General features: G+C 37.3%; 27 protein-coding genes and 1 pseudogene. 1 reads left to right on the top strand and 27 read right to left on the bottom strand.

Annotation, left to right across the window (positions count from 1 at the left end; genetic code table 11):
- Positions 1-21: 21 nt before the first annotated feature.
- The 25 genes and pseudogenes from fliS to BJ095_RS05150 all read right to left on the bottom strand — a co-directional run bounded on the left by fliS (position 22) and on the right by BJ095_RS05150 (position 22,049).
- The gene (gene fliS, locus BJ095_RS05270; RefSeq protein WP_107932663.1) at positions 22-426 is read right to left on the bottom strand and encodes a flagellar export chaperone FliS; all 405 of its coding nucleotides are present in this window, start codon (positions 424-426) and stop codon (positions 22-24) included.
- Between the two features lie 41 nt (positions 427-467).
- Complete coding sequence (locus tag BJ095_RS05265) at positions 468-827, bottom strand: flagellar protein FliT (protein ID WP_107932661.1); 360 nt, start codon at positions 825-827, stop codon at positions 468-470.
- 24 nt (positions 828-851) lie between these two features.
- On the bottom strand, positions 852-2,492 hold the full coding sequence (locus BJ095_RS05260; protein ID WP_107932660.1) for a flagellar hook-associated protein 2: 1,641 nt from the start codon (positions 2,490-2,492) through the stop codon (positions 852-854).
- Between the two features lie 21 nt (positions 2,493-2,513).
- Positions 2,514-2,867: a flagellar protein FlaG gene (locus BJ095_RS05255; protein ID WP_107932658.1), complete on the bottom strand. Its 354-nt coding sequence runs from the start codon at positions 2,865-2,867 to the stop codon at positions 2,514-2,516.
- Positions 2,868-3,189: 322 nt separating this feature from the next.
- On the bottom strand, positions 3,190-4,251 hold the full coding sequence (locus BJ095_RS05250) for a flagellin N-terminal helical domain-containing protein (RefSeq protein ID WP_107932749.1): 1,062 nt from the start codon (positions 4,249-4,251) through the stop codon (positions 3,190-3,192).
- A gap of 259 nt (positions 4,252-4,510) precedes the next feature.
- A complete protein-coding gene (locus tag BJ095_RS05245; RefSeq protein ID WP_107932656.1) occupies positions 4,511-5,284 on the bottom strand; it encodes a hypothetical protein in 774 nt (257 codons plus the stop codon).
- 16 nt (positions 5,285-5,300) lie between these two features.
- Entirely contained in the window at positions 5,301-6,158 is an 858-nt protein-coding gene (locus tag BJ095_RS05240) for a tyrosine-type recombinase/integrase (protein WP_107932655.1), read from the bottom strand.
- A 141-nt stretch (positions 6,159-6,299) separates the two neighbouring features.
- On the bottom strand, positions 6,300-8,876 hold the full coding sequence (locus tag BJ095_RS05235) for a hypothetical protein (RefSeq protein WP_107932653.1): 2,577 nt from the start codon (positions 8,874-8,876) through the stop codon (positions 6,300-6,302).
- Positions 8,877-8,975: 99 nt separating this feature from the next.
- The gene (locus BJ095_RS05230) at positions 8,976-9,452 is read right to left on the bottom strand and encodes a hypothetical protein (RefSeq protein ID WP_107919933.1); all 477 of its coding nucleotides are present in this window, start codon (positions 9,450-9,452) and stop codon (positions 8,976-8,978) included.
- Positions 9,453-10,050: 598 nt separating this feature from the next.
- Positions 10,051-10,920 (bottom strand): tyrosine-type recombinase/integrase, encoded by an 870-nt coding sequence (locus BJ095_RS05225; protein WP_235867578.1) that lies wholly within the window; start codon positions 10,918-10,920, stop codon positions 10,051-10,053.
- 248 nt (positions 10,921-11,168) lie between these two features.
- Positions 11,169-11,468, bottom strand: coding sequence for a hypothetical protein (locus tag BJ095_RS05220; RefSeq protein ID WP_235867577.1), 300 nt, complete (start codon positions 11,466-11,468; stop codon positions 11,169-11,171).
- Between the two features lie 198 nt (positions 11,469-11,666).
- Positions 11,667-12,569: an SEC-C metal-binding domain-containing protein gene (locus tag BJ095_RS05215; protein ID WP_107932650.1), complete on the bottom strand. Its 903-nt coding sequence runs from the start codon at positions 12,567-12,569 to the stop codon at positions 11,667-11,669.
- A complete protein-coding gene (locus BJ095_RS05210) occupies positions 12,569-13,078 on the bottom strand; it encodes a hypothetical protein (protein ID WP_107932648.1) in 510 nt (169 codons plus the stop codon). Before BJ095_RS05210 ends, BJ095_RS05215 begins: the two co-directional genes overlap by 1 nt.
- 150 nt (positions 13,079-13,228) lie before the next feature.
- Positions 13,229-13,342: pseudogene (locus tag BJ095_RS19220) on the bottom strand (flagellin); the annotation flags it as partial.
- 347 nt (positions 13,343-13,689) lie between these two features.
- Complete coding sequence (locus BJ095_RS05200) at positions 13,690-14,751, bottom strand: flagellin N-terminal helical domain-containing protein (protein ID WP_107932646.1); 1,062 nt, start codon at positions 14,749-14,751, stop codon at positions 13,690-13,692.
- Positions 14,752-15,026: 275 nt separating this feature from the next.
- A complete protein-coding gene (gene csrA / locus BJ095_RS05195) occupies positions 15,027-15,239 on the bottom strand; it encodes a carbon storage regulator CsrA (RefSeq protein WP_107932644.1) in 213 nt (70 codons plus the stop codon).
- A 4-nt stretch (positions 15,240-15,243) separates the two neighbouring features.
- Positions 15,244-15,681, bottom strand: a complete 438-nt coding sequence (fliW, locus tag BJ095_RS05190; protein WP_107932642.1) for a flagellar assembly protein FliW — start codon at positions 15,679-15,681, stop codon at positions 15,244-15,246.
- Between the two features lie 17 nt (positions 15,682-15,698).
- Positions 15,699-16,253 (bottom strand): DUF6470 family protein, encoded by a 555-nt coding sequence (locus BJ095_RS05185; RefSeq protein WP_107932640.1) that lies wholly within the window; start codon positions 16,251-16,253, stop codon positions 15,699-15,701.
- Positions 16,254-16,305: 52 nt separating this feature from the next.
- The gene (gene flgL / locus BJ095_RS05180; RefSeq protein ID WP_107932638.1) at positions 16,306-17,193 is read right to left on the bottom strand and encodes a flagellar hook-associated protein FlgL; all 888 of its coding nucleotides are present in this window, start codon (positions 17,191-17,193) and stop codon (positions 16,306-16,308) included.
- 16 nt (positions 17,194-17,209) lie between these two features.
- Positions 17,210-18,775, bottom strand: coding sequence for a flagellar hook-associated protein FlgK (gene flgK, locus BJ095_RS05175; RefSeq protein ID WP_107932636.1), 1,566 nt, complete (start codon positions 18,773-18,775; stop codon positions 17,210-17,212).
- Positions 18,776-18,840: 65 nt separating this feature from the next.
- Positions 18,841-19,341, bottom strand: a complete 501-nt coding sequence (locus tag BJ095_RS05170; protein ID WP_107932634.1) for a flagellar protein FlgN — start codon at positions 19,339-19,341, stop codon at positions 18,841-18,843.
- Between the two features lie 29 nt (positions 19,342-19,370).
- Positions 19,371-19,634 carry a flagellar biosynthesis anti-sigma factor FlgM gene (flgM, locus tag BJ095_RS05165; RefSeq protein ID WP_107932632.1) on the bottom strand — a complete coding sequence of 88 codons (264 nt, stop codon included), beginning with the start codon at positions 19,632-19,634 and terminating at the stop codon, positions 19,371-19,373.
- Positions 19,635-19,803: 169 nt separating this feature from the next.
- Positions 19,804-20,217 (bottom strand): TIGR03826 family flagellar region protein, encoded by a 414-nt coding sequence (locus BJ095_RS05160; protein WP_107932630.1) that lies wholly within the window; start codon positions 20,215-20,217, stop codon positions 19,804-19,806.
- Between the two features lie 114 nt (positions 20,218-20,331).
- Entirely contained in the window at positions 20,332-20,937 is a 606-nt protein-coding gene (locus tag BJ095_RS05155) for a ComF family protein (protein ID WP_107932628.1), read from the bottom strand.
- Positions 20,934-22,049, bottom strand: coding sequence for a DEAD/DEAH box helicase (locus tag BJ095_RS05150; RefSeq protein ID WP_306460145.1), 1,116 nt, complete (start codon positions 22,047-22,049; stop codon positions 20,934-20,936). Before BJ095_RS05150 ends, BJ095_RS05155 begins: the two co-directional genes overlap by 4 nt.
- A gap of 9 nt (positions 22,050-22,058) precedes the next feature.
- Here BJ095_RS05150 and BJ095_RS19450 point away from each other — a divergent pair, with 9 nt between their 5' ends.
- A complete protein-coding gene (locus tag BJ095_RS19450) occupies positions 22,059-22,181 on the top strand; it encodes a hypothetical protein (RefSeq protein WP_328588992.1) in 123 nt (40 codons plus the stop codon).
- Between the two features lie 502 nt (positions 22,182-22,683).
- Here BJ095_RS19450 and BJ095_RS05145 read toward each other — a convergent pair.
- Both BJ095_RS05145 and BJ095_RS05140 read right to left on the bottom strand, forming a co-directional pair.
- Entirely contained in the window at positions 22,684-23,529 is an 846-nt protein-coding gene (locus BJ095_RS05145) for a DegV family protein (RefSeq protein WP_107932624.1), read from the bottom strand.
- Between the two features lie 234 nt (positions 23,530-23,763).
- Positions 23,764-24,303 (bottom strand): nuclear transport factor 2 family protein, encoded by a 540-nt coding sequence (locus tag BJ095_RS05140; protein WP_107932622.1) that lies wholly within the window; start codon positions 24,301-24,303, stop codon positions 23,764-23,766.
- Positions 24,304-24,569 lie beyond the last annotated feature (266 nt).

Genomic DNA, 24,569 nt, shown 5'->3' with positions numbered 1-24,569 from the left:
TGATGTAAGGCTATTAAAATATTAAACTTGTTGTGCGTTACCATATTGTTGTTGACGTGTCATCTGAATCACTTGCTTCCAAGTATCTCGGAATTCAGTAGTTAGACCGATTACTTCGTCGATGATGTCTGTGTCATTTTTGATGTTTGCTTCGATTAGGCGGCGGTTCATGTAGTCGTAAAGCGGAAGCAATTCTTGAGTAATAGGTTGATCTTGCTTTAAAGTAACCATTAACTCATTAATAATAGCTTGAGCCTTTTGGATGTTTGTATTCTTTTCTTGAACATCGTTTGCTTCAATAGCAAGCTTAGCTTTAGTTAGGAATTTTAAGCAACCATTATATAACATTAGCGTTAATTCACCTGGAGAAGCTGTAGTAACACTGTTTTGTTTGTAAGCATTAAATGCTGCGTTATGCGTAACCATCGTATATTCTCCTTTTAAGTTGAACTTTGAATACGAGTCCATTATTTTTTCTTATCGTAGTACATCCCGTCCATTACGCGAACAGAAGAATAAGGATTCGAGTATTGCTTTTCATTTTTTTTGGCAGTTTGGAGATTTTTCATATCTGCCTTAACCTCTTGCATGATTGCATCAAGTCGTTCACGGATGCCTTTATCAAGTTCGATAAGCATTGCATGAGTTTTGTTTTCAGAATTCAACTGTATTCTATCTTCTTTTAATAATTCCAATACTTTCCCACGTTCGTCCAGTTGTCGGTTAATATCTTCAATAAACGCATCCCGCTCGTCACCCTTTGGAATCGACTCCATCGATTGAAAAAGCTTTGCAGAAAGTTGAAGTAGCAATTGCTGGTTATCCATTTGGGTAAACTCCCATCACTCTTATTATGCAAAGTACGATGATAATGAAGTAGATTGGCTATTGGCTTTATTTATCATCGTTTCCATAGCAGTGAACTGTTTCCAGTAACGACTTTCGATAGATGTTAATTTAGTTTCCCAAGTATCAATACTACTATTAACATCTCTTAAAAATTTACCCAGAGTATATTGCGATTCGTTCATACTAGCTCGACCAGCTTTTGCTTCTATGTTAACTTTTACTTTCGTCATTTCTCCACGAAGCTTTTGTAAGAATCCTCTAGTATCAACTTCTTTTGTTACACCATTTACAATAACTGTATCTTTTTCTTTTCCATCAGAGAATGAAAATAGCTTCGTTACAGAATCTGAATCCTCTTGTAATGCTGCACGTAATTTATCTTCATCGATTTCTAAGGTACCACCTGATAGATAATCCTTAGACGTAGTAATCCCTACATTATACAAAGTGTTGAATTTTGTATTCGTTATCGCAGGATTTGACTGATAAATTAGAGAACGCATAGAAGAAAGTCCATTTTGAATAACAGAATCTCCTTTTAACAAACCACTCTTCGCTTGTTTCTCCCAAAGCTCAATTTCTTTCTCTTCCATTTCTTTACGTTGAAGAGAAGTTAACGGAGCGTAATCTCGATTTTTTGTCTCACTTGTTAACTTTTTCAAATCCGTTATTAAACCATTATACGTATTAACAAAATCTTTTATTTTAGTAATTATTTCATCTACATTAGTAGTTGAGTTCAAAGTAACAGCTTTACCGACAGTGGCTTCAGTCGGATTAGTAACATTTGAATTAAATGTATCCTTTAAAGTAATGGAATAACCGTTTAAGGTAAATGTATTTGACGATCGTTCTATGTCAATTCCGTTTATGCGCAAAATTGCATTTTGTCCTCCATCGACTAAATTATTAGGATTGGAGGAATCTGAACCTGTAACACCTAAGATACCAAAGAGCTCATTTCCAGTTGCTGTAACTGTATTCCCATCCTTCGTTTGAGAACTAACTAATTGAATCTCCGCACTACCGTCTTTTAGTGCCCCGGTATTCGTAGCAGTAAGTGAAAGTTTGCCATTTTCAAAAAATGCAGTGACACCTGCACCACTTGAATTGATTTTCTTTAATACATCATCAATTGTATCTGTTGCTTTAAATTTAATCTCAGTGGCTTCAGTAGCCATAGTACCGCTTTTTGTAATAGCTTTGATAAGTATCGATTGCTCTGTTGTTCCAGTGAATGTAGAGCCATTTAAATCACTAATTTTTGTAGTTCCACTTGCACTTATTCCACTATTATTAGTTACAGATTGGCCAACTTTTCTTGCTGCTGTAGCTAACTGAGATACCCCTTCAATTGAAAGCGTACCCGAGGCAGCACTTGTAGCTGTTACACTGACTAAATCTGAATTTGAAGAAGTTGCCGTTTTAGTATTAAGACTTTTCAAAATCAAATTATCTGCAATATATGTATCAAATGTCTGTAATTTTGTATTTACATCGCGATATGCATCACGTTGCCATTCATAAGTTTGCTTTTTTTGCTCTAGCTTATCTAAAGGTGCACGTTCTGCTACCATTAACTTTTCTACTAAAGTATCAATATCCATCCCTGAGGCTAGACCACCAATTCGCATTGCTGTCATCAAAATTCCTCCTCATTTTCTTTATATTTTTTCGTCAATAATCATTCCCACAAGCTTTTGCATCTCATAAAAAACATCTAATAGTTTTTTAGAAGGAATCTCCCTTACTACTTCCTCTGTTTCTGAATTTACTAATTGAACAAAGTATTCTTTTAGTCCTTCATGAAAAACGAATTTTAATTCACTGTTATTAATTTCGAAAATTTCATTTATCGAATCTACTGCTTGTTTCATTTGATTAGTAGAAATCTCGTTTTCCACCTCAGAATTATGCGCTTTTTCTTCCCTATAATTCTCTGGTTTTACTGTTTGTGTTTCAACCGATTTCATAGAAGCTACATTATTCATTGGATGACTTTGATTTTCAATGCGCATCTTTTTCCTCCCAAACAAAAAACATCTTATTGTTTATATCGGATAAGTTTTATAAATTTATACCTATCAATTAGTATATAAGATAATTATTTAAAGAGACTTTTACTTGGATTGAATATGTAATATAAGCATCTTTAACAAAAGGAGAGTGATTAAGTAGCCATGACGTGAAATATCAATTAAGAATCATTGAAATTATGTATAAGAATAAAGCAATCTACAAAAGATTAATCTCCAAATTACAATTTAATAAATTTCTAATTTTTAAATCATAATAAAAGAGACCCTAGCAAAACTAGAGTCTCTTCCAAATAATCTAAAATTAACGAAGAAGTTGTAGAACTCCTTGTGGTTGTTGGTTCGCTTGAGCCAACATTGCTTGTGCTGCTTGAGAAAGAATAGAGTTCTTAGTTTGTTCCATCATTTCTTTCGCCATATCTACGTCACGGATACGAGATTCCGCGGCAGTTAGGTTTTCAGAAGATGTATTTAAGTTATTGATTGTGTGGTCTAAACGATTTTGTAACGCTCCTAATTTTGCACGTTCATCAGAAACAGATTTAATTGCACTATCTAAAACTGTTGTTGCAGATTGTGCCCCATCACGACCAGAAATATCCAAGTTGTTGATTTGTAAACCTGAAGAAGTCATATCGTTAATGGAAAGACCAATTGTTTGGTTACGGTTCGCACCAATTTGGAACTGTGTTTCTCCACCTTCGACTACTACTTTCTTACCATCTGCTGATGCCGCTTCATATCCGCCATTAGTTTCAATAGTGAAGCCTACTACACCAGTATCATTATCTTCATCATCTTGAACTGTAAATACTAATCTACCACTACCTGTATCTTCTGTTGATTTCAAAGTGTTTCCAGCACCATCAGTAGCAGTATAATGTGCAACTACACCAGTATCTGGTTCAGCATCAACTTTACTAATTGTATATGTTCCAGCATCAAGTCCGCCTGATGTAGTAACTTTTGCTATACCTGCAACTCCGGTAATATCGTCCTCAGCTGCTTTTCCTACTTTAGAGCCTAGATTACCATTTAATAATGTTTGAGTGTTAAACTCAGTTGTATTTGCAATACGGTCAACTTCTTCTTTTAATTGAGTGAATTCTTTATTTAGTGCATCTCTATCTTCGTCTGTGTTAGTATCGTTTGATGATTGAATAGATAGTTCACGCATACGTTGAAGAATGTCATGAGTCTCATTTAATGCACCTTCAGCTGTTTGAATCATAGAGATACCGTCTTGAGCATTTTTAGATGCTTGGTCTAATCCACGGATTTGCCCACGCATTTTTTCAGAGATTGCAAGACCTGCTGCATCGTCTCCAGCTTTGTTGATACGAAGACCTGAAGCTAGTTTCTCCATTGATTTAGATTGTGCACCCGAAGCACTTGATAACTGACGAAAAGTAACCTCGAAAATCAAAAATCTCCCTAACCAAGAAACCCATGTAACTCAAAGAATTTGCAGAAAGTGAAGTTGCATCATTAGGAAAACCAAATAGAATGGAAAGAACTCGTTCCAAAACATTAGGAAATCATAAAAAAATGGAAGAACGAAAAACAGCAGGTCATTAGGAAACCATTAGAACTGTTTGTCATTTCTTCCATTAGAAATCCATTGGCTAGGCATTTTGTTGTAACAATGTCTCAACTTCTCGCTCATAGCCATATTTCTGAAAGAACTCAATCAATGCAACCTCAAAGATTTCCCGCTGATTGATGTTCTTTTCCTTGCTAAAATCTCGAACCATTTGGTCAAGAGCGTTCGTCATATGAACCGATTTTGTAACAAATAAACCAGGAAGGGTAAAGCGGGGGATTTGTCCTGACGCTACTGACGCTCCCAAAAGGTTTTGTAAGCCCTCCTTGTTCGAAGCTAACCATTCGAGTAAAGGTAGAAATTGCTCAACGTCACCATTTCCAATGGAAAGGGAACCCTCTAATGAAGCGTCATTACTGACAGTAGCAACCGTTTCCTCTGCATTAGGCAATGTCGGGAAAGTAGAGAGATAATTCCCTGCCTCCTGTGACCATTCAAACCCTTTCGATTTCATATAAGAAGCCATTTCCAAATGATTTTCGAATCCTACTTTCAATGCAAGCTTCTTCAAATCCGCTCCTTCCTTGTTCAATTCCATTACAATTCTACGGACTCGGTCTGATGGAAAATTCGTCATTGTTTCTAGTGAAGCCTTGATAGCATCTGCAGGTACATACGTCCCTTTTCGCTTGTCCCAAACAAAATTCTTTCGGCTCATATAGCTATCCATTGAACGATAGGTTGAATAGCGATACTGTTCAGCCACCTCTTCCCTTGAAAATCCTTCCCCTAGTAGTTTTAAGATTCCTTTAACCTTTTCATCATAAATTGGTTGCAATGCTTCAGATTTAGCCATTTTTTTCATTCCCCCTTTACAGCGTGTTAACGGCATCTTTCAAATCATCCATGTTGCTATGGACATAGATACTGGTTGTTTTTAGGCTACTGTGCCCCAATAGCTTTGAAATCTTGACCAAATGAACATTATTTTTGACTAGCTTAGAAGCAAATGAATGACGAAGAATGTGTGCAGTCACATCCTTTTTCCATCCCAATGCCTGATTTGTATCCCTAAATATCTTGGACACCCTAGTTTTTGAAAAAGTGCCTGTGTTTCTCGTTGCAAAGAAGTAGTCAGAATTCACCCTCCAGTTCTTCGTGTAGTCCACTAGCAACTCCTTCAATTTCGAATTGATTGGTACAAAGCGGTCTTTGTTGCCCTTTCCATGCCTAATGTGAATCAGATTGTCTTCTAAATCGACATCCTCTACATGAAGGTTTAGGCATTCCGAAATACGCATGCCAGTATAATAAAGAGTTTGTGCTACTAAACGAGCAAGGTCATGTTGGATGGCTTGCACAAATTGATTGACCTCTTCCTCAGAAAGATACTGCCGCTCTTTTTGCTGGCATTTGATTGGCTCAAGCCTTACGGTAACATTCTTGTCACACCATTCGCTTTTGTAGGCATAGCCAAAGAATGACCGCATGCTTCCTAACACACGTTTTCGGCTAATGGGCTGGTACCCCTTAATATTCTTAAGATAATAAAGATACTCCTCAACATCTTCTTGTGTAATGTCCTCCAAATAAACTGGACTGTTATATTTCTCTTCTAGGTAACGGTTTAGAAGTGATAAATCTTCATGATAGGCTTTTATCGTAACTGGACTCCGCTCAATGTTTGCTTGGTATTTTCCAAACTGCTCAACTGATTCCATAAATAACATATAAATGTCTCCCTTCTAATGATTGCAAGGTAATAATATATTTTTAGGTTCTTGTTTTGATTCGGGTAAAATTTACCCCACAAAGCGTCAGTAGCAACCCTTCTTTCGCTACTGACACTACTGTAGGTGCAAAAGGGATGATTACCATCCCGCAAATTCATCATAATCTTCCGACAGTTCATCGTCTTTGACTTCATTTGAATCAGTGCCTGTCCGTTTCAATGTGCCTTGTTGCGGGCGAATTGGAACAACATTGCCGCCAGACTTTTGAATGGATACCTTTTTGGAATCTCCTGCATGGCGAATGACAAAAGTAATCCCTACATCTTCTAAATTGGACTTCACTTCCTTTAGCCTTCTGCTTAAAATGTGAGCGGCTTTCGGGAATGTTTTGACTTTGGTATTAATTTTTTCCTGTTCGGCTACACGTTCTAGTTCACCTAGCAAACTAGCAACGGAACCCGACCAAGATTGATTTTCCTTCATAAGAGCAACAACTGTAGCGGCTACTGGATGAGAAGAAATAGCTTCTTCATTGGATTGATTACGATTTTTGCGATAGGCTTGCAAGAATCGTTCTCCTCCATACCCTAAGACTTCCGCAATCGCATAACCCCATCGAGTGAAATCAGCCATCCGTGGAAGTTTGTCTAATTGCACATTTGGATAGATAGCCATTGCTTTTGCTAAAGCTTGCAAAGCTCCACCTACTATGGATGCTCTATCCTTTTCAAATGCTTCCCACACATCACGTTCTTCCTTTCGCTCATCTTCTGGAATACGGTCTAATTCAATAATAATGGAACGGTCAATCAAATCCGCTCTTGTCACCACTACATTGATACCAGTCAATCCAACACATCTACGAAGGTCAAGTAGTGTTTCATCATCATCGGTAAATAATGTTCGTTTACTAAATCCACCACCTGTAGAAGCAATACATAAGAGGTCGCTTTTTTCAGCGGACAAACCATCCAAATTATCAAAAGATGGCATATAGTTGTTAGCCAATGATAGTGCCAAGTCTTGCAAACTATTAGGCATTGTCAATAAATCTTGTACAGCAGGGTCAACTACTTGTCTTGTCAATCGCATGGAAGTGGACTTGGACGCTCCTTTTTCACCACTGAATACAAGTACAGCATGCGGAATACTCGGAATTAGGCATGTGACAACATAGATAAGATAAAGAATTTGGTCATCTTCATTCTTAATTCGTATGTGATTTAGTAATAACTTCAAGTCACCAGCAAAATCAGGCATAACTTGAGCTTTCGTATTCTTATTGCGAGTAAATAGGATAGGAGCATCTTTCAATACTTGGCAAGAACGAGGCTCCACCTTTACAACACTCCAATCCTCATTCGCTAAGTCATAGTAAAATGCACCATTTTTTTCTGTCACTCGTAATTGCAGTTTATGTTCATCACCCTCAAAGGCTGCTTTCATTTCCATGACACCAAGTGCTTGATTCATCGCATCGCTTCCTGGTGCCTTTTTCGTAGCATCATAGAATTGCTTCGTTAGCCACATTTTGAATTTCTTACTTTTCACCTTTAATACTTCTTTATGACCACTGATAGTTACCGCTGCAAAGGATTCTCCTAAATCATTCTGAAAGAATTCAGCTTCTTCACTCACTCGAATCAACACATCCGCTTGTGATTCCTTTTTCGATTCTTCCTTAGATGATGGATTCCAATTTGGCTCAAATTTCTTTCGTAGCGTTTGCCAGTTTTCCTCCGAACAGCTATTATGATGGCAACCTGCCGCAATCCCCCCATTTTCAAACTGGATAATAAATGCACTTTTGTTCGTATGACATTTATTCCAAGGACAAGTAGACAACACATACTTGGTTGCTCCATCCTTCCAGGGGGCGGAAAAGGCGACATCCAGTTCATGTTCTTCAATGAATTCTTCCAAATTGAATCCTTCCTCTGTGTTGCTCTTTTTGAAAGATGATTTCCCCTTGGTCGGCATTTTTGGACATAAATCTGCTAATGACTTTAGCTGTTCCACCGACACTTCTTTCAGTTCTTCTGGACAATTTAGTATTTGAGACAACCGATATGGTCGTTCTTCTGTATGGTCACCTTTGCAAGCCATTGTTCCATAAAGCTTCCAAATCCGAGCGGCATTAAATACACTCTTATCGACATTGACTGATTCGTTACTAAATAGAAAGTCCAATGCTTCTAATGCTTGTTTGATAAGCTGGGTACTTTCGTCATCGTTTGGTAGGTTAATAGGGTATAAGAGATGTGCACCATTGCCGCTATCCGCTACAACAGGTTCACTCCAACCTCTATCTGTAAAAAATTGTTGTACTTCTTTTGCCAGCGTATGGGCAGCTTGATGTTCTTCATCCGTTGATGAAATACCAGACGGACGTACTGGGTCAAAATCAATTGGAAACCATCGTCTGCATTCAATGTCGGCATCAGCAGTCGTATTTTTTGCTCGTTGTACAATACGGTTTGCCGCTCTTGAAAGCAAATCAGGTTTCACAGGGTTTAGTGTGAAATAGATTGCTGGAACCTTCCCATCAAATTCTGCTGCAACACTTGCTAGCTTTTGGTAATCATTAAAGTAACCACTGATTGTGCCTTTGGACTTTTGCATGATACGTATTTCTTTAACATCCTCTTTACAGTTAAGGATTGATTGAGATTTAATAATCATTTCTTCTGTCGTTTTTGCTTCTGTAAATGTCATTCTAGTTAGTCTCCTTCTTTTGTTTTTGTCCCGTGTAGCGTCAGTAGGGACTATAGCAACCATTGCCGCTATAGCCGGTACTGTTGCTTTGCTAGGATATTACATGCCATCGAAGTCGATTTCATCAACATCAAACAGTTGATTCATCATTTCACTATCTTCTTCATTAGATACCTTAGCTTGAATATCAGTTTCCCTTTTCTGGATTCTTACAATATTGCTGTAAACAACATTGTTACGTTCTACATTTTCAATAGTAGCCGTTACCCTCATACCAACCAGTGTGTTGATGTCTAGTTCTTCTCCCATTGCTGGTACAACATCTAGGTCATGTAGTGTTTTCATGAACTTCCCTTTTTCAGACCATGTGATGGTTGGTGCATATTCCACATAGACCAAGTCACCGTTCGAGTTGATAAATTCTATTTTAATAACTAAGGCATCTCGCTTGCCCGATTCGTGATACATACTAGGACACTCTTTAACATTCACTGAAAAGATTTTCCCCTTTAGTGCCCCTTCGTCTAGGACATACTTGTTTGTAGGACGTACTAATTTTGATTGATATTTTTGCATCTAATGACCCTCCAATGAGCTCTATTTTTTTGAAGTAGTTTTAACGGCTTTCTTGCAAGAGACATATTAGCACACAAAAAAGAGTGCGTAAATTCGACAAAACCCTTATGTACCAATGGTTTGAGGCACTTCAAATAAATATTTTTTTCAGACGTTTACACTTAGTCGCTAAGCCCTCTCATCGGAAACTCTTGATTTCCAATTCACGAATTTTGAAGTTTTTTTCTTTCTACAACTACCATTAGTATCTTTCAGACGTTTAGACTAAGGGACTCAGCGTTGCCGACTGTCACATTTTAGACACATTTGGAAATGACCAAAAAAAAGGATAATCCGAGACCTACACTCACCTAAAGTAGCGTCAGTAGCATCAACAGCGTCCCTACTTTCACTACTGATTCTTCGCTAGGGTTCAAAAGGAATGCAAAAAAAAACAAGAACCTACAATAGATTCTTGTTCATTCAGGAAAATAAATTGCTCCTTATTTACCTTCTATTCTTCTTAGACAATTCTTCCAAAGCGATTGCTAAAATAGCACACATTACTTTTTTGATGATAACAATTTGCTTCGTATCCATCTTATTTTTCCTCCATTTCTTATAATAGATTGACCGCATCTATCTTCTCTTGTTTAGTCGTTTGGATGTAGAACCTTGCCGTCATATTCACTGTGGAATGTCCTGCAAGCTTGCTTACGGTTGTAAGGTCTACCCCCTTCTTTAACAACCTTGTACAAAACGTATGACGAAACAAATGGGGATGCAGTTTGAATCCTAGCTCTTTTGACACTTTTGCTAGCCAATCCCTCACTGCATCACGATGCATTATTTCTGCCCTCTGGCTTACTAACAAATGGTCGCTATGGCTGAATTTAGACCCAGAACGCTCTTCCTTCATGTAGTCCCTTACTAATTGAAGCACATCTTGTCTAAGCCCGATTTCACGCCTCTTTCCGCCTTTTCCAATCACCGCCAATTGATTCGTCAGAAAGTCAATATCTACAATCTTGATTGAAACTAATTCACTGACCCTTACACCCGTATAGAGCAACAAATAGACAATCAGCTTGTTACGAGTGCTAACTTTGCTTTTGTTTTCAACGTAAAATAGCAATTCTTCCACCTGTTCATCCGAAAGTGCACCTACATTGTCCTCACTTCCAGCAGCGATTTTGATTCTATCCCGCTTCAACTGAATGAATGATTCACCTAGGAGTCCTTTGGTTCTTAGAAAATCGTTGTAGACCTTTAGGCTATTTATCTTTTTGTTGATGGTTGAAACAGCATAGCCCTCCTTCATCAAATGTTCCTTGTACCTAACAAATGAGAAGCGAGATAGGACTGGAACATCCTTCAACTTCTCTTGCAAGTAGGATTGGAATCCTTTGACATCGTTCACATAGGACTCGATTGTTTTAGCTGCTTTACCCTCTGTAAAGAGCCACTGTTCAAACTCTGCTATTTCCAAGAATGATTCACCTCCAAAATGAAAAAAGGCTATTGATGTACACATTCATACACCAATAGCCTTTACGTTCTCTTAGTATTCATTTTTCCTAGCCATCCTTCCGGCTCACGACAGTTATATAATAATGTCGGCAGTTTTTTCATACGAAAATCATTCCGATTCCTTATCGCTCATCTATTCTGCAAAATACTATTCAAGTCCTTTTAGTTTTGTCGTAAGATTGCAGAAAGAAATGTCGTCAATCTCGCTTAGTCAACATAAATTTCGTAAGCAATTTGTTCCCCATTCCTTATCCAAACTTCGTACAGCTTCTTTCTCGTTTCCTCTTCCAGTACATAGCCAGCAATCCACTCATACCCTTTATCATCTACATACGAGATTGCTTCAATAAGCAATGGGTCTGGTAGCTTTTCTAAGTGTTCAGTTGGGATTAGCAAATCATCTATTTCTTCATGATAGAAATCATGGGCTTCGTAGCCTACATCCTCTCGCTTAACTTCAATGTTAAATGTCTTTTTCATTGTTCCTACAAACCAATCTAAATACATTATCTTTTCTCCTCCTAAAAATAGAAATAGCCCTAACTCCTCGAAAGGAGTTAGAGCTTAGACCACAAATTCTTGAACACTATGTTCATAACAAAACAAACTTACATTCTATTATTATAATATATACCTGAATATTCAATCATTTTATTTTAAGCACCCTTGCTAAGAGCTATCTGCAGATAAGTGAACTTCTTCTGTTTAGGAACCCAATAACATAGAAGAAAAGGGTAGCGGTCTTAAGCTAATGTCATTTTCTAATTTAATATGAAAATGGGAGCCTCTTTCATACTTAATTTCTCCGCAACATTTTTTGAATTTTTTACCACTATTACAAGGACATGGTTCATTTCGTTTAACCATGTCATATTTTTCATTATAGTAGTACTTATCTAGTTCAATTACAGTAAATAATTTTAATGGATTAGTATTATTTTCAACAAAGTAATGTAGTAATTTAAACTTTTCCTTTTCAATTATATTATCACCGCTAACTTCTATTACACAACGTTTATCCATTGGATGTTTAACTAATGCTACCGCTTGAAAAACAATATCCTTACAAATAGTAACTGCCATCTGTCCCCAATACAAGTTACCTGGAATGTGTATACAATCTATGTCTAAAACCGATTTACCACAAATACTGCATTCTTTAGTTTCTATGACCATTTCACTACTAGCAAAAATACTATAAGGATATAATTTTTCTAATTCGTTCAGATGAGAGTTAAATTCTCTAATTCCAAACTCACAATGATTTTCCGTAAACTTTGTTACACTTATCAAGTTATCAATAGTGTCTTGTAATACAACCCATGAATCTTTGTATTTACCTTCAACTAATTTCAGCCAATACCTTGAATAGTATTTCAATACTTTACAGTATGCACTCGCTACAAACATTGAATTTGCAATTTCTTCTTTTTCTAAAGTTACTGCTTTTTCCTTTATTTTTTCACATTCCGCTATGCTAATATCACAAATTTGAATTACTTTATCATAATTTTGGCTTTCTAGTTCACGATATGCTTTATTTATATTTGCTCTAACTGATGAAAGTTCACAGAAATCAGTTAGCTCTGTTTTTAAAATAGAAAGCATTATTCATCCTCCCACAGTTTATTAACATCAAGCTTTTCAAAACTTTCACTAAAACCATCAGCCGGACCTTTATAGGTTAGATGTTTACTTTTCCCCTTTTCTTTGTCCTCAATTAATAGATTAAAATGAACGGTTGGTTCATCATTAGGTCTACCTTTCATCTTGTCATATACAAAACTACTGACTAGATTTATAGTAAAAGGCAACAGAACAGAGCTCCCTATAACCATTAGAGGAATCCAAATATCAAATGAATGTAATGCTAAAATCTTTTCCTCGCCTTTGTTTTCAAATAATTCAATCTTAGCTTCACTACCTTTAGTGGCAATAGAATATTTATAGAAAGCTACTGTATCGGGTTGAAAAGCTCTATCAATCCCTTCCTTAATTCCAAAGTTAGGTAATAAGACAATATCAGCACCCTTAACACGTTTTTTTGTATCTTCATTAAAAACATCCATCTCTAAATATGATTTTAATGTGTTTGATGTCTCATGAATTTCTAGCATACTATCTCCCCTGACAAAATTTAATAATTCTATTTTACCAAAATATGAAAAATAATACCTAACTATCTTATCTTAACCTTAATGTGTTAAATAAATAACAACAAAAAAGAGACCCTAGCATGACTAGAGCCCCTTCCAAATTTTCTAAAATTAACGAAGAAGTTGTAGAACTCCTTGTGGTTGTTGGTTAGCTTGAGCCAACATTGCTTGTGCTGCTTGAGAAAGAATAGAATTCTTTGTTTGGTTCATCATTTCTTTCGCCATCGTGCGAACATTTGCTTTCACAAATGACTAGACTATATCTTCACCCTCTAGCATTCTAGTAGGGGTCGGGCACTTCGGATTCACAATGCTGATGTACATTGTTTCACCTACGGATTTCATCACCATAGCTTTCACCTTAGATGGTCTATCCTAGTCGTTGAACCTTCTCCACTCTTTCGAGACAGGAGCTTGGCTGCTGATTGCCCAATCTTTCTTCTTCTTAAACCCTTCACGCTTGCCGTTTCCAGCTACGTTGTGGGGAAGAAAGTTCTAAGGGGTTTCCAGCAATTCACCCGATAATACTCGCTAGCCGTTACCAGCTAGGACGACTGTGCTTGTCACTACTATTAAGCAGCTAAAGCATAATCTACGTCACGGATACGAGATTCCGCAGCAGTTAGGTTTTCAGAAGATGTGTTCAGGTTGTTAATTGTGTGCTCTAAACGGTTTTGGTATGCACCAAGTTTAGAACGTTCCCCTGATACATCCTTAATTGCTTGGTCAATTACAGCTAAATTATTATCAAAAGATTGAGTTGTTACATTAACACCATTTAATGCAAACGCAGGAGTAGCAGATGAACCTAGACTACTTGCACTCATATCTGAAATAGAGATAGTAAGTGTTTGGTTACTATTTGCTCCAATTTGAATCTTTGCACTAGAGTTGAGTGCTGCATCATCCTCAGTAATAAGGGTCTTTGCATTTAATGCTAATTCTGTTGCATCAGACCCAAAAGTACCACCTTGCTTTAAAGTAATTTTGACACCAAGCTTGTCAAAATCTAAAACTGTACCAGCTGTAAACGCTCCAGCCGTTCCAACCGTTACCTGTTGAGTAGTTGTTCCATCAGTTAATGTAATTGCATTTGAATCATTTGTATGGGCAAAAGTATATGTTGTACCAGCTTTTGCATTCGTTACATCTACATCATAGCTAAGAGCTAGTGTATCTAATGTCCCGTTATCCGCTGCATCAAGCTTAAGTCCTACTTTACCTTGTAATAAATTCTTTGTATTAAATTCTGTACGTTGTGCAATCCCATCAACTTCTTGAACTAATTGTCCAATTTCTTTTTGGATTTCTGCACGGTCATCTGCAGTGTTAGTATCATTATTACTTTGAACTGTTAATTCACGCATACGTTGAAGAATGTCATGTGTTTCGTTTAAAGCACCCTCAGCAGTTTGAATCATAGAAATACCATCTTGAGAGTTACGTGAAGCTTGCTCTAGTCCACGTACTTGTCCACGCATTTTTTCAGAGATTGCTAGACCTGCAGCGTCATCTCCAGCACGGTTAATACGAAGACCTGAAGATAATTTCTCCATAGATTTTGATTGTTGTGTTGATGCAGTGTTTAACTGACGGTGTGTGTTTAAAGCTGCGATATTGTGATTGATTCTCATTATAATTTCCTCCTTGGAATGTAAGGCTCACGTCCATGTGAGCAATTAGTTTTGTTTTTGTTGTAAGTAGAGAAGCTAGCCGGCCGAACTTGTTTCTCTTACCTTACACTATTAATATCGGACGCACTCTATTTTGTTTAATAGCTTTATAAAACTTTTTTTAATATTTTTCATATGAGTATTTTTATATTTTGTTTTAAAGTTTAATCTTTATATTTATTTCTAAGAAAATACCCCACTTATTAAGGTCTCAGTATACTAAATGGGGGGGTAAACTATTTTTGCTTTTTTAATAAATCCAAATTCGTAACAACTGCCTCTGTATTATTATTCAATACATCCTGTCTTAGCTCACCTCGAATAACATTAATACTTCTAGGAGCTCTAATTCCTATTTTCACTTGTTCTCCCTGTACTTCAGAAATGACGATTTCAACATTCTCACCAATCCAAATTGTTTCTCCTACTTTACGTGAAAGTACTAACATTTCTTCACCCCTTTTCACTTTCTAAAGAGAGTTTATGACGAACACTATAGGCTTCGTTATCTAATATGACTTGTTTTACTTTTTTGTTATAAGTGTTTAAAACAATCGGTGCTTTTAAATTCACAGTAGAATTAGCCAATGAATCTTTAAGTGAAACAATGACAAATACCGCAACTTCATTTTCATGCTGAATATCTAGAGCTTTAACTGTCGCCTCATCAAGATTAAAATTATATTCCGAAATTATTGAATAGGGGCTCGTGATTATAAATGCTAAATTTTCTGTTTGGACTGATTGAAGAACCTGAAATATACTATTTTCTTCTATAGGTAATAAAATAAATTCTTTTTCTGTCTCAAATCCTGGTATCCCATGTTCAAATTTGAGCGTGTCCTTTGAATCGATTTCTACTTCTCCCATATATGCTGTTTTTAATTTCATCTTCTTAGCTCCTTCTTTTATACAGACCAGTCAATTTTTAATGATGGTGCTTGTAATAATTCTACCTTTACTTTACCTGGCGTATAGTTGTGTACAGGCTTATTAATAGTTGTATTATTAATTACTTTTTGGGGTTCAACTCGAATGTCAACTTTCCCAGGTTGAAAGTTAATATTTACGCTATCAGCTTGGGGAATGAACTTAATGTTTATACTTGAATAAGGCTGTTTCCCTCTTCTTTTTGCCTGATCGGCAATTGGATTTCCACCATTTTCAATCCGCATCAATTCATTCCCCTCTTCTGCTCGTCTTGCAACACCTTCCATAGCTTGTTGAAGGCTGTATTGCGCTACTTCAGCTGTTCGACTCATTGAACTTTTCAAATCTAAGCTTTCTCTTGCTTGTACAGCATCAATTGAAAGCTGTGATTTAGTTGTTTCCATGGACATTTTAGCTTGAGGCTGCTGGAGATCTAGATTCGCTTTAGGCTGTTCAATTTCTTGTACTGGTTTTTGAGTTGTAAGTCCAATTTGAGCTTTTGTAGATTCAAGCTGTAATTTTGGGATATTCATATTTTTCACCCTTTAAAGAAAGCGTTTGGAGCAAATGTCCAAACGCTTAAAATTATCTTAAAAAGTCAGATAGAGTTGGTTGAATTATTTTTGCCCCTACTGATAAAGCAGCACGAAGAATTGATTCTTGTGTTGTCATCTCAACAATCGCTTTTTCGTAATCAATATCCTCATTATCTGACATTCGTTTTGTCGCAATAATTTCTTGAGATTGAAGTCTTGAATCCATTAATTCTACACGATTTTGGCGAGCACCAATATCAGCACGAGTAGTTAATAATTTGTTCATATTATTATCAATCGTTGTTAAATGGGCTGATAATTGTTCCCCTGTTGTCCCTGCATTAATTTCCGTGCTAATTTGTTCAAACATCTGATCAATTTCTTTAAATAATTTAATAGGTGTCGTATTAACCTGTAAATTAATTCCGTCAAATACTTCGATATCAATTGATTTTTGGAAAGCTGGGTCCTCTAAGTTTGCATCATAGCCTGTTTCCTTTTGGAAAGGAGCAGTTTTCGTCTTCGTCCCACTAAAGATGTATCGCTCACCAACTTTTGTGTTCGCAAGATTTTGAATATGCTCTCTTAGTTGCTGTAGCTCACTATCTATTTTTTGACGATCCTCTGGTGTAGAAGTATCACTAGAAGCTTGTACCATTAATTCATTGGCACGTTGCATAGTCTCTCCAATTTTATCGAACGTGTCATCCGTTGTATCTAACCAGTTATATGCTTCCCCGATGTTACGAGAAAATTGTTCAACATTATTTAGTTCAGTTCTATATTTAATGCCCTTCATTGCTACTACTGGATCATCAGAAGGACGATTTACTTTTTTCCCTGTATTAATCTGTTCTTGTAATTGACCTAACTTACCGTAATTATTTGATAAGTTACGTAGCAGATTACCCGAAAGCATTGATTGGGTTACACGCATTTATTTTAACCTCCTATTATAATCCCACTCTGCCCATTCCATTGATGATTTTATCTAATGTTTCATCAATAACTGAAATCATACGAGCATTGGCATTATACGCTTGCTGGAATGTAATCATATTTGTCATTTCTTCGTCTAAAGATACTGAACTAATCGATGCACGACGTTCAGTTACAGCTTGCTGCAATGTTATTGAATTATATTGCAAGCGAGCTGCCTGTTGCCCATCTACTCCTAGCTGACCAATTACACCCTCAAAGTAGGTCTGTACGCTTACACCACCTAAGTCAGATAGACTATTAAATTTCATGTTAGCAAGTTTTAATGCTTGTTTTCCGTTTCCTGTTTCTGCATTTCCAGCAGTTGAGTCAGAAGCGGCAATCAGATTTGGATTGTCTATCAAGCCTTGTGAAACATATATATTTCCAGCAGTGATACCAGTCTCATCAATTTTTCCATTTTGAACAAAGAAAGCTTGTCCATTGACTCCTGCTAAATCTGTCCCCTCTTTATGAATAGCATTAAACGCAGTAGCAAATGATTGCGCCATTAAGTCTAACTTATTTAGCATGTCAGGGATTAATCCTTTTTCTGTACCAGGATTACCACTTCCATCAGTTGAGTAGCCATACGAATCTACTAGTGATTTATATTTCCCTAAATCACTCAATTCGTTGACACCTATCGATTCAATCGTGCCGTCAGTTTTAAGAACATTAAGGCCTGTAATCATCCCATTAGGAGTAACACCATCAGGTTCAGTATTTTCACCTGCATTTTGAAGCTGAGAATAGTTACGACCTTCTACTAAGGTTACTTTTGTTCCATCTTTTAGTTTAAGAGATACCGTAATAGAACCTTCAGCAATAGCTAGCGAGTTTCCTCCAGATGGCACCTTAGACGTTTCAATTGGGATATGTGTTGAAAGTTGATCTAATAGGTTATCACGTGCATCATATAAGTCATTCGGCATATAGCCATTTGGTTCTATCGATTTAATTTGTTCATTTAAGCTTGCAATCTGCTGCAGAATTGAGTTTACATCTTTCGTTAAAATCCCGATTTCTGCTCCTGTATTTTCTTTAATTTGCTGGATTGAGCTATGCATATAGTTAAAAGAATCCGCCACTGCAATCCCTCGTTGAATAACTACTGCACGGGCACCACCATTTTCAGGATTTACGTTTAAATCCTGTAAGGAATTCCAAAATTGATTTAAAGATTCAGCTAATCCATAATCAGATGGCTCTTTTAAAATATCTTCCATTTGAGTGATTGAATTAGATTTGGCTTCCCAATAACCTAATTTATTTGTTTCTTGTCGGTACTGCTTATCAGTAAAATCATCACGGACACGTTGAACAGAAGTAGCTTCTACTCCAGTACCGATATACCCTGCAGTTGTTGGCGCATTTAAGCCCATACCTGGATAGCCTAAAGTTGGTGACATATTCACCTGCTGACGTGAATATCCAACTGAATTGGCATTAGCAATGTTATGACCTGTTGTATATAGAGCGCTTTGTTGCGTATATAGACCGCGCTTACTTGCTTCTAAACCCATAAATGTGGAGCGCATGAAGTCTCCTCCTTATTTAAATAGAATAATAGTTTTTATGTTATTGGTTGTTTCGAGCCGCAATTTTAAGCTTGTGAATCAAAAATAGATTTCTTCGCAGCATTATTTTGATCCGCTGTCTGGTTTCCAGAGTAATTGATTTGCTCCGGCTGCGGTCTCATCATATCTAATGTCATATTGACAAATTTTAGAGATTGAAAAACAAGCTGCTGATTTAGCTCATTTTGTTTTCGTAAATCTGCTATTACTAATAATAGTTGGTTACTTAGCTCGTTTAATTGATTTCGTTCTTCTTGATTTTCAGCAGCTTCGATTACATCAGCTACAGTTGGAGTGTCGGCAAGAGCAATTCCTTTTGCTCGAAGGTAATCCGTTACCATTTGCAGACGCTGTTTCTCAAGTACTTCGATCGCTGCTACATGTGATTGCTCATTTTTAATAATTGTATCGAGACCCTCCATGTCGCCCTTTTTTACTAGCTCTGTTTTAGCAAGGCTTAGTTCAAGCAAACTTTTATGCATTTTTTCTAGCTTCTCTAAAATAGAGACAATCAATTGGACTGACATAGTTGTAATCTCCTTTTATTAAAAATGAATTATTTACGATAGTAGTTCAGCATATCCTCGGCAACTTTTCTAGAGTCAACCTGATAATTTCCAGAGTGGATTTGTTCTTTTAATTGTTGAATTTTTTGTGCTCTTTCAGTGCTGTAGGTTGATGATGCAGACATTTCTTTTGCAGCAGACGAGATTTCGATTTTATCAGTTGCTGCCACGCTTTTACTTTCAGCTGCTTTTAAGTTTTTTTGTTGTTTATTATACGGGTTAACGGAATTCACACCAAATGATGTAATTTTCATAGTAATCCCTCCTTGCAATTTTCTTTCTATAGTTAATTTCGGTTATATATTAAAAATATTAACGTTTTAAATGAAAAAACTCACATTATATGCTTTTTTCCTATGAATTGTTTCGTTAAATGGACAATTCTTAGGAAATATTAAGCAATATTCATGTGAGTTAAATTATTTATCTCTTTCTATCAGATAAATAAGTACCTTTTTCACTATTTTCTACGCTACTTCTAAATTCTTTAGCTGCTTCGAATGTACGTAATTCTGCTTTCAAATCATTTTGACAGTTCTCACAGAGTTTTCCCTGTTTTGTTAAACTCCCACAATTATCACAAGGATAGCCCAAATTCGGGAACATTGCTGGTTGTAGGCGGTTTTTTCGGACCCATTTGTATAATAATTCTTCTTTCACACCAGTTACTTCTACAATTCGTTCTACTGTTGCTGCGCGGTTTTCGCGTTTGCGTAAAAAACTATAGACTACTTGATATTGTTCTTCTTCACTTTGTACACATTTATGGCATACATCTCTAACACCAGTGAAGTTGAAAAAATCTCCACATGTTGGGCAATTTCTTAATTCTCCCATTTTGATTTCCTCCGTTACATAACTCGTAATTCATTTTATAGGTAAATAGTTTCTCTTACTTAAATCATCGGCAGATTTTGAGTTTTATTAACCGTTTTTACAAAATGTTTTTAATTACCCTCGAATCAATGTAAAAGTTGTGACTGATTTGGCTCCAGCCTCAAGTAAAATGTGTTTTGCGTGATTAAGGGTGGTTCCTGTTGTATAGATGTCATCGACTAATATGAAGGATTTATTCTTCAAAGCTTGATTAGCCTTTAATGCAAATATCGGTGGGGTGTTAAGTCGCTCTTCTCGTGTTTTTTCCGCCTGTGATTCAATAGTAATTTTTTCAAGCGGACTTTGGTAGCTGATGTTGGCTGCTTTTAGTAATTCGTCCACATGTGAAAATGTCCTTTCCTTTTGCTTTTCAGGATGCATTGGGATTGCGCCGATAATCTCCTTTTTCTTTACGAGATGCTGACGTATTTGGTGCCTGAATACCTTGGCTAGGAGAATGTCATGCATGAACTTATAGTGATGTAAGAAGTCTTTCATCTGCTCATTATATTTATAGAGAGACATGCTATCGGCATCAGTGTTTTCATAGGGCTCAAACTTTTCTTCACAATGCAGGCAAATTGTTCGTGGGAAAAGATTCATTAAAAGCGTTTTCCACGTTGCCGGTTCATCCATTGGGCTATTGCACAGTAGACAGTTAGAGACTTCATAGCGCTTCATTCTTTACCAAACCCTTCTTTATTGAGTCGAAGTATTTCATTGCGTGCTTCATCCATTTCAGCTGTAATGCCATGGTGAAAAAATACAATGTCCCCGTTTGGATAGTTAGCATTTCGACCGACACGACCGCTAATTTGAATCAGTGCACTGGAGGTGAAAATTTTCGATTCCGCCCCTACAACGGCTACCTGGACATTTTTGATGGTAATTCCCCTTTCAAGAATTGTGGTAGTAAGAAGACCTGGGATTTCCTCGTTTCTAAGCCTGATGACCTTCTCCTTCCGCTCTACATCCTCTGCATGAACACTCAAAATGCTTTCGTTTAATTGCTGAAATAACGGGGTAGCTAGTTCCATTAGGTGGATGGTTGGGAAAAATATTAGAAATGGTTCATTGTTTAATAGCTTTGTTTTGGTCCAGTCGATTAGCTTTCGAGGAATCTTCTCCTTTTGAATGGCTTTATCATACGACCACAGAGGCTTATAGATGGGAACTGGCAAAGGGTGATTGTGATATCGCTTTGGAATGAAGGAGCTGCCCCAGTTTTCTTTCTTCGTTCTGTTAAGTATTTTGGGAGATGGCGTGGCTGTGACTAGAGTAATCGGAGCATTCTGTTTTTTAACCTTATGAACGGCTTTTTGTAATGCTTCGTCAAAGGTATAAGGAAATGCGTCTGCCTCATCAACAATTATGACGTCAAAAGCATTCTCAAATCGAAAAAGCTGGTGAGTTGTGGCAAGAATCAGCTGGGGAAAGCCAGATTGTTTTGGTGAATTCCCGTATAAAGCGTGCAGTGTGGTTTTTGGAAAAACCTTTTGGAAACGAGGGAAAAGCTCAAGTACAACATCCGTTCGAGGTGTTGCGATACATACTCTTAGCCCCTTGTTTAATGCGTGAAGAACTCCGGGAAACAGCATCTCCGTTTTCCCCGCCCCACACACAGCAACCGCGAGATGACTGCGCTTGAGTTTAATACTGCTTTTAATCTGATTGGCTGCCTCGTTTTGTGCTTCAGTGTAGGTACCGCTCCAATCAAGTACATGTTTTTTATGATTAAGCGGCTTTGGTCCATTCCATGTGATTAAATCCGTGCAGCTCGTCACCCTCCCCATGTTGATGCAATGTCTACAATAAACACATTCCTTTTCGCATCTCGAGCATTGGTAGTGGATGAATTCCTGTTGGTTTTCGTTTTTGCATCGGTTACAGGTGTAATGGGGGCGTTGGAAGAAGATCGTATTTGATTTTTTCGTGATACCGGGTTTTGTGGTGAAATAGTTGTGGAGAATGTAGTTATCGATTTTTGCTTGTGGGAACGGTGTGTTGGTACGTGTCCAAATGCGCCCTGTGAAGAAGTCAGGGATCGCGGGCTCGATGATGATTCCATGATAGAATTGAGGTTTGTTTTGTTTTGAGAGTTTTAGTTTCATTGATTGGCTCCTTTTGTTTTGAATTATGAAATGTCCAATAAAAATCGAGGTTTGTCCAATAAAATTAGAAATGTGTCCAATAAATTATAAAATCTGTACAATAAACTATGGCGCAAGTTGCAACATGCTTTAAGCTTTGGAATCGCGAAATGTCCGGTGAATTTTAAAATGTGTCCGGTATTTTCGAAAAGTTGTCCGGTAAATCGAGCGAAGTGTCTGGTAAACCAAAAAATCTGTCCAGTACTCGCCCTCCACACCACCACAAAAAAACAGCCCCCACAAATTTCGCAGAGGCTGTTCATACTCTTAACATTTTCTAAATCTTCTTCACCCAACCAAGTCCTAACGAGCCTTCACCAAGGTGTGTGCCAATAACCGGACCAAAGTAGCTTAGGTTGAATTCTACGTTTGGATAGTTCGCGGCTAGCTGGTTCATCCATTCGCGTCCGTCTTCTTCGCAATTGGCGTGGATGACTGTGGCGATGTATTTGTCGCCCTTCATGGCATCCTCGGCCAACAGGTCTTCTACACGGCGCAGTGCTTTTTTCTTCGTACGGATTTTCTCGAAGGGTACGATTACTTTTTCTTCGAAGCACAGGACTGGTTTTACTTGTAGTAGACCGCCTACTAGAGCCGCGGCTGCCGATAACCTGCCTCCGCGTTGTAGATGTGCTAGATCGTCTACGATGAAATAAGCGTGCATTAGGCGCTTCATTTCCTCTAGGGTGCTCAGGATTTGATCGCTTGTTGCATTCTGTGCCGCCATTTCAGCTGCTTTCAACACAAAATAACCCTGTGGCGAGCATGAAATTTCGCTATCAAAGGCATGTACCTTTATGCCCTCTACCATTTGACCAGCCTGGATAGCCCCTTGATATGTACCGCTGATTCCACTTGAGAGATGAATACAGATGACCTCATCGTAGTCCTTTGCAAGCTCTTCAAATAACTCAACAAATTTCCCTACTGGTGGCTGCGTTGTTTTTGGGAATGTCTTTGTTGTACGAACTTTATCATAAAACTCGGAAGAAGTGATTTCGACTTCTTCTTCATAGCTACCATCTTCTAAGTTAACACTAAGAGGAATCATTCGAATGTTGTAGCGTTCTCTTTCCTCTACGCTTAAATATGCTGTACTGTCTGTAACGACTGCAATACTCATGAATATCCCACTCTCCTATTGACCATATTTTACCGTAATTCCTGCTGTCTGTGAATGTCTTACCTTACAAATGCCTGAAAATAAATATTTGGCGCATTGATTTTCCCACTGAAAAACCTAATTAAAACAAAAAAGCGCTTCGCATACATTAAGTTAATTGTACACGAAACACTTCAGCTTTTAGGAAACTTTCGTAAGACAAAATCCTACATTTCCAAAATACTATAGATTTTATTATTGAGCGGATTCGCTTCCGATATAGTAAACGCTTGTTACCTTCCAAGTGCCCTCTTCTTTAACAAAGACTGTTACTTGGCGTCCACTGCTTGCTAGCTCCGCATTTGTTTCGATTTCAGTCATTTCGATTGTCATATTGGCGTAGACCTGAGCTTCGTCTTCGCTATACTTTACAATCGTTGTGTCTGCAGGTGTTCTTTTGACATTGTACTCTGCAAATACTTGCTTAGCTGTATTTACATCATCCTCAAATTCAAAGCCCTTTGGATTTTTTGAGAGGGTTTCCACATAGCGATCGATGTCTTTTGCATTGAATGATGCAATGTATTCATCAAAGGCAGCAAGGATTGCATCTTGCTCTTCCTGTGGGATATTAGTCGCCTCTTCTATTTCATCACCTAAAACCTCAAAGCCAACCTCAGTTTCACTTTCCTCAGTGGCTGCCATAAGGTCTTCAGTATTCTTACTATCATCATCTGTATTGTTACAAGCAGTTAGGCAAAATAGCGCCATTGCCAGCATTAACCATTTTTTCATAACTTAATACCTCCCGCGTAAATATTGTAGCATGGTTGTCAAACTATGGCTAATTTCGTAAAATTTTCACGAAAATGTAATTATATTTTATTATTTATTACTTTACCGATTGTATGACGCCGTTCACAATCAATTAGTTTCCTGCTTCGTTCACACGCGACCCCTCAGCTATTTTAGTCTTCTGTTTTTTCCTATTATAACCATACCCTTACTTAGAGAAACATAACGCACGTATACTTCTGACATTCCTAAAACTAAAAAAATCC

The organism is Ureibacillus chungkukjangi, assembly GCF_003217295.1.
Lineage (GTDB): Bacteria > Bacillota > Bacilli > Bacillales_A > Planococcaceae > Ureibacillus > Ureibacillus chungkukjangi.
This window is presented reverse-complemented; position numbering and strand designations above follow the sequence as displayed.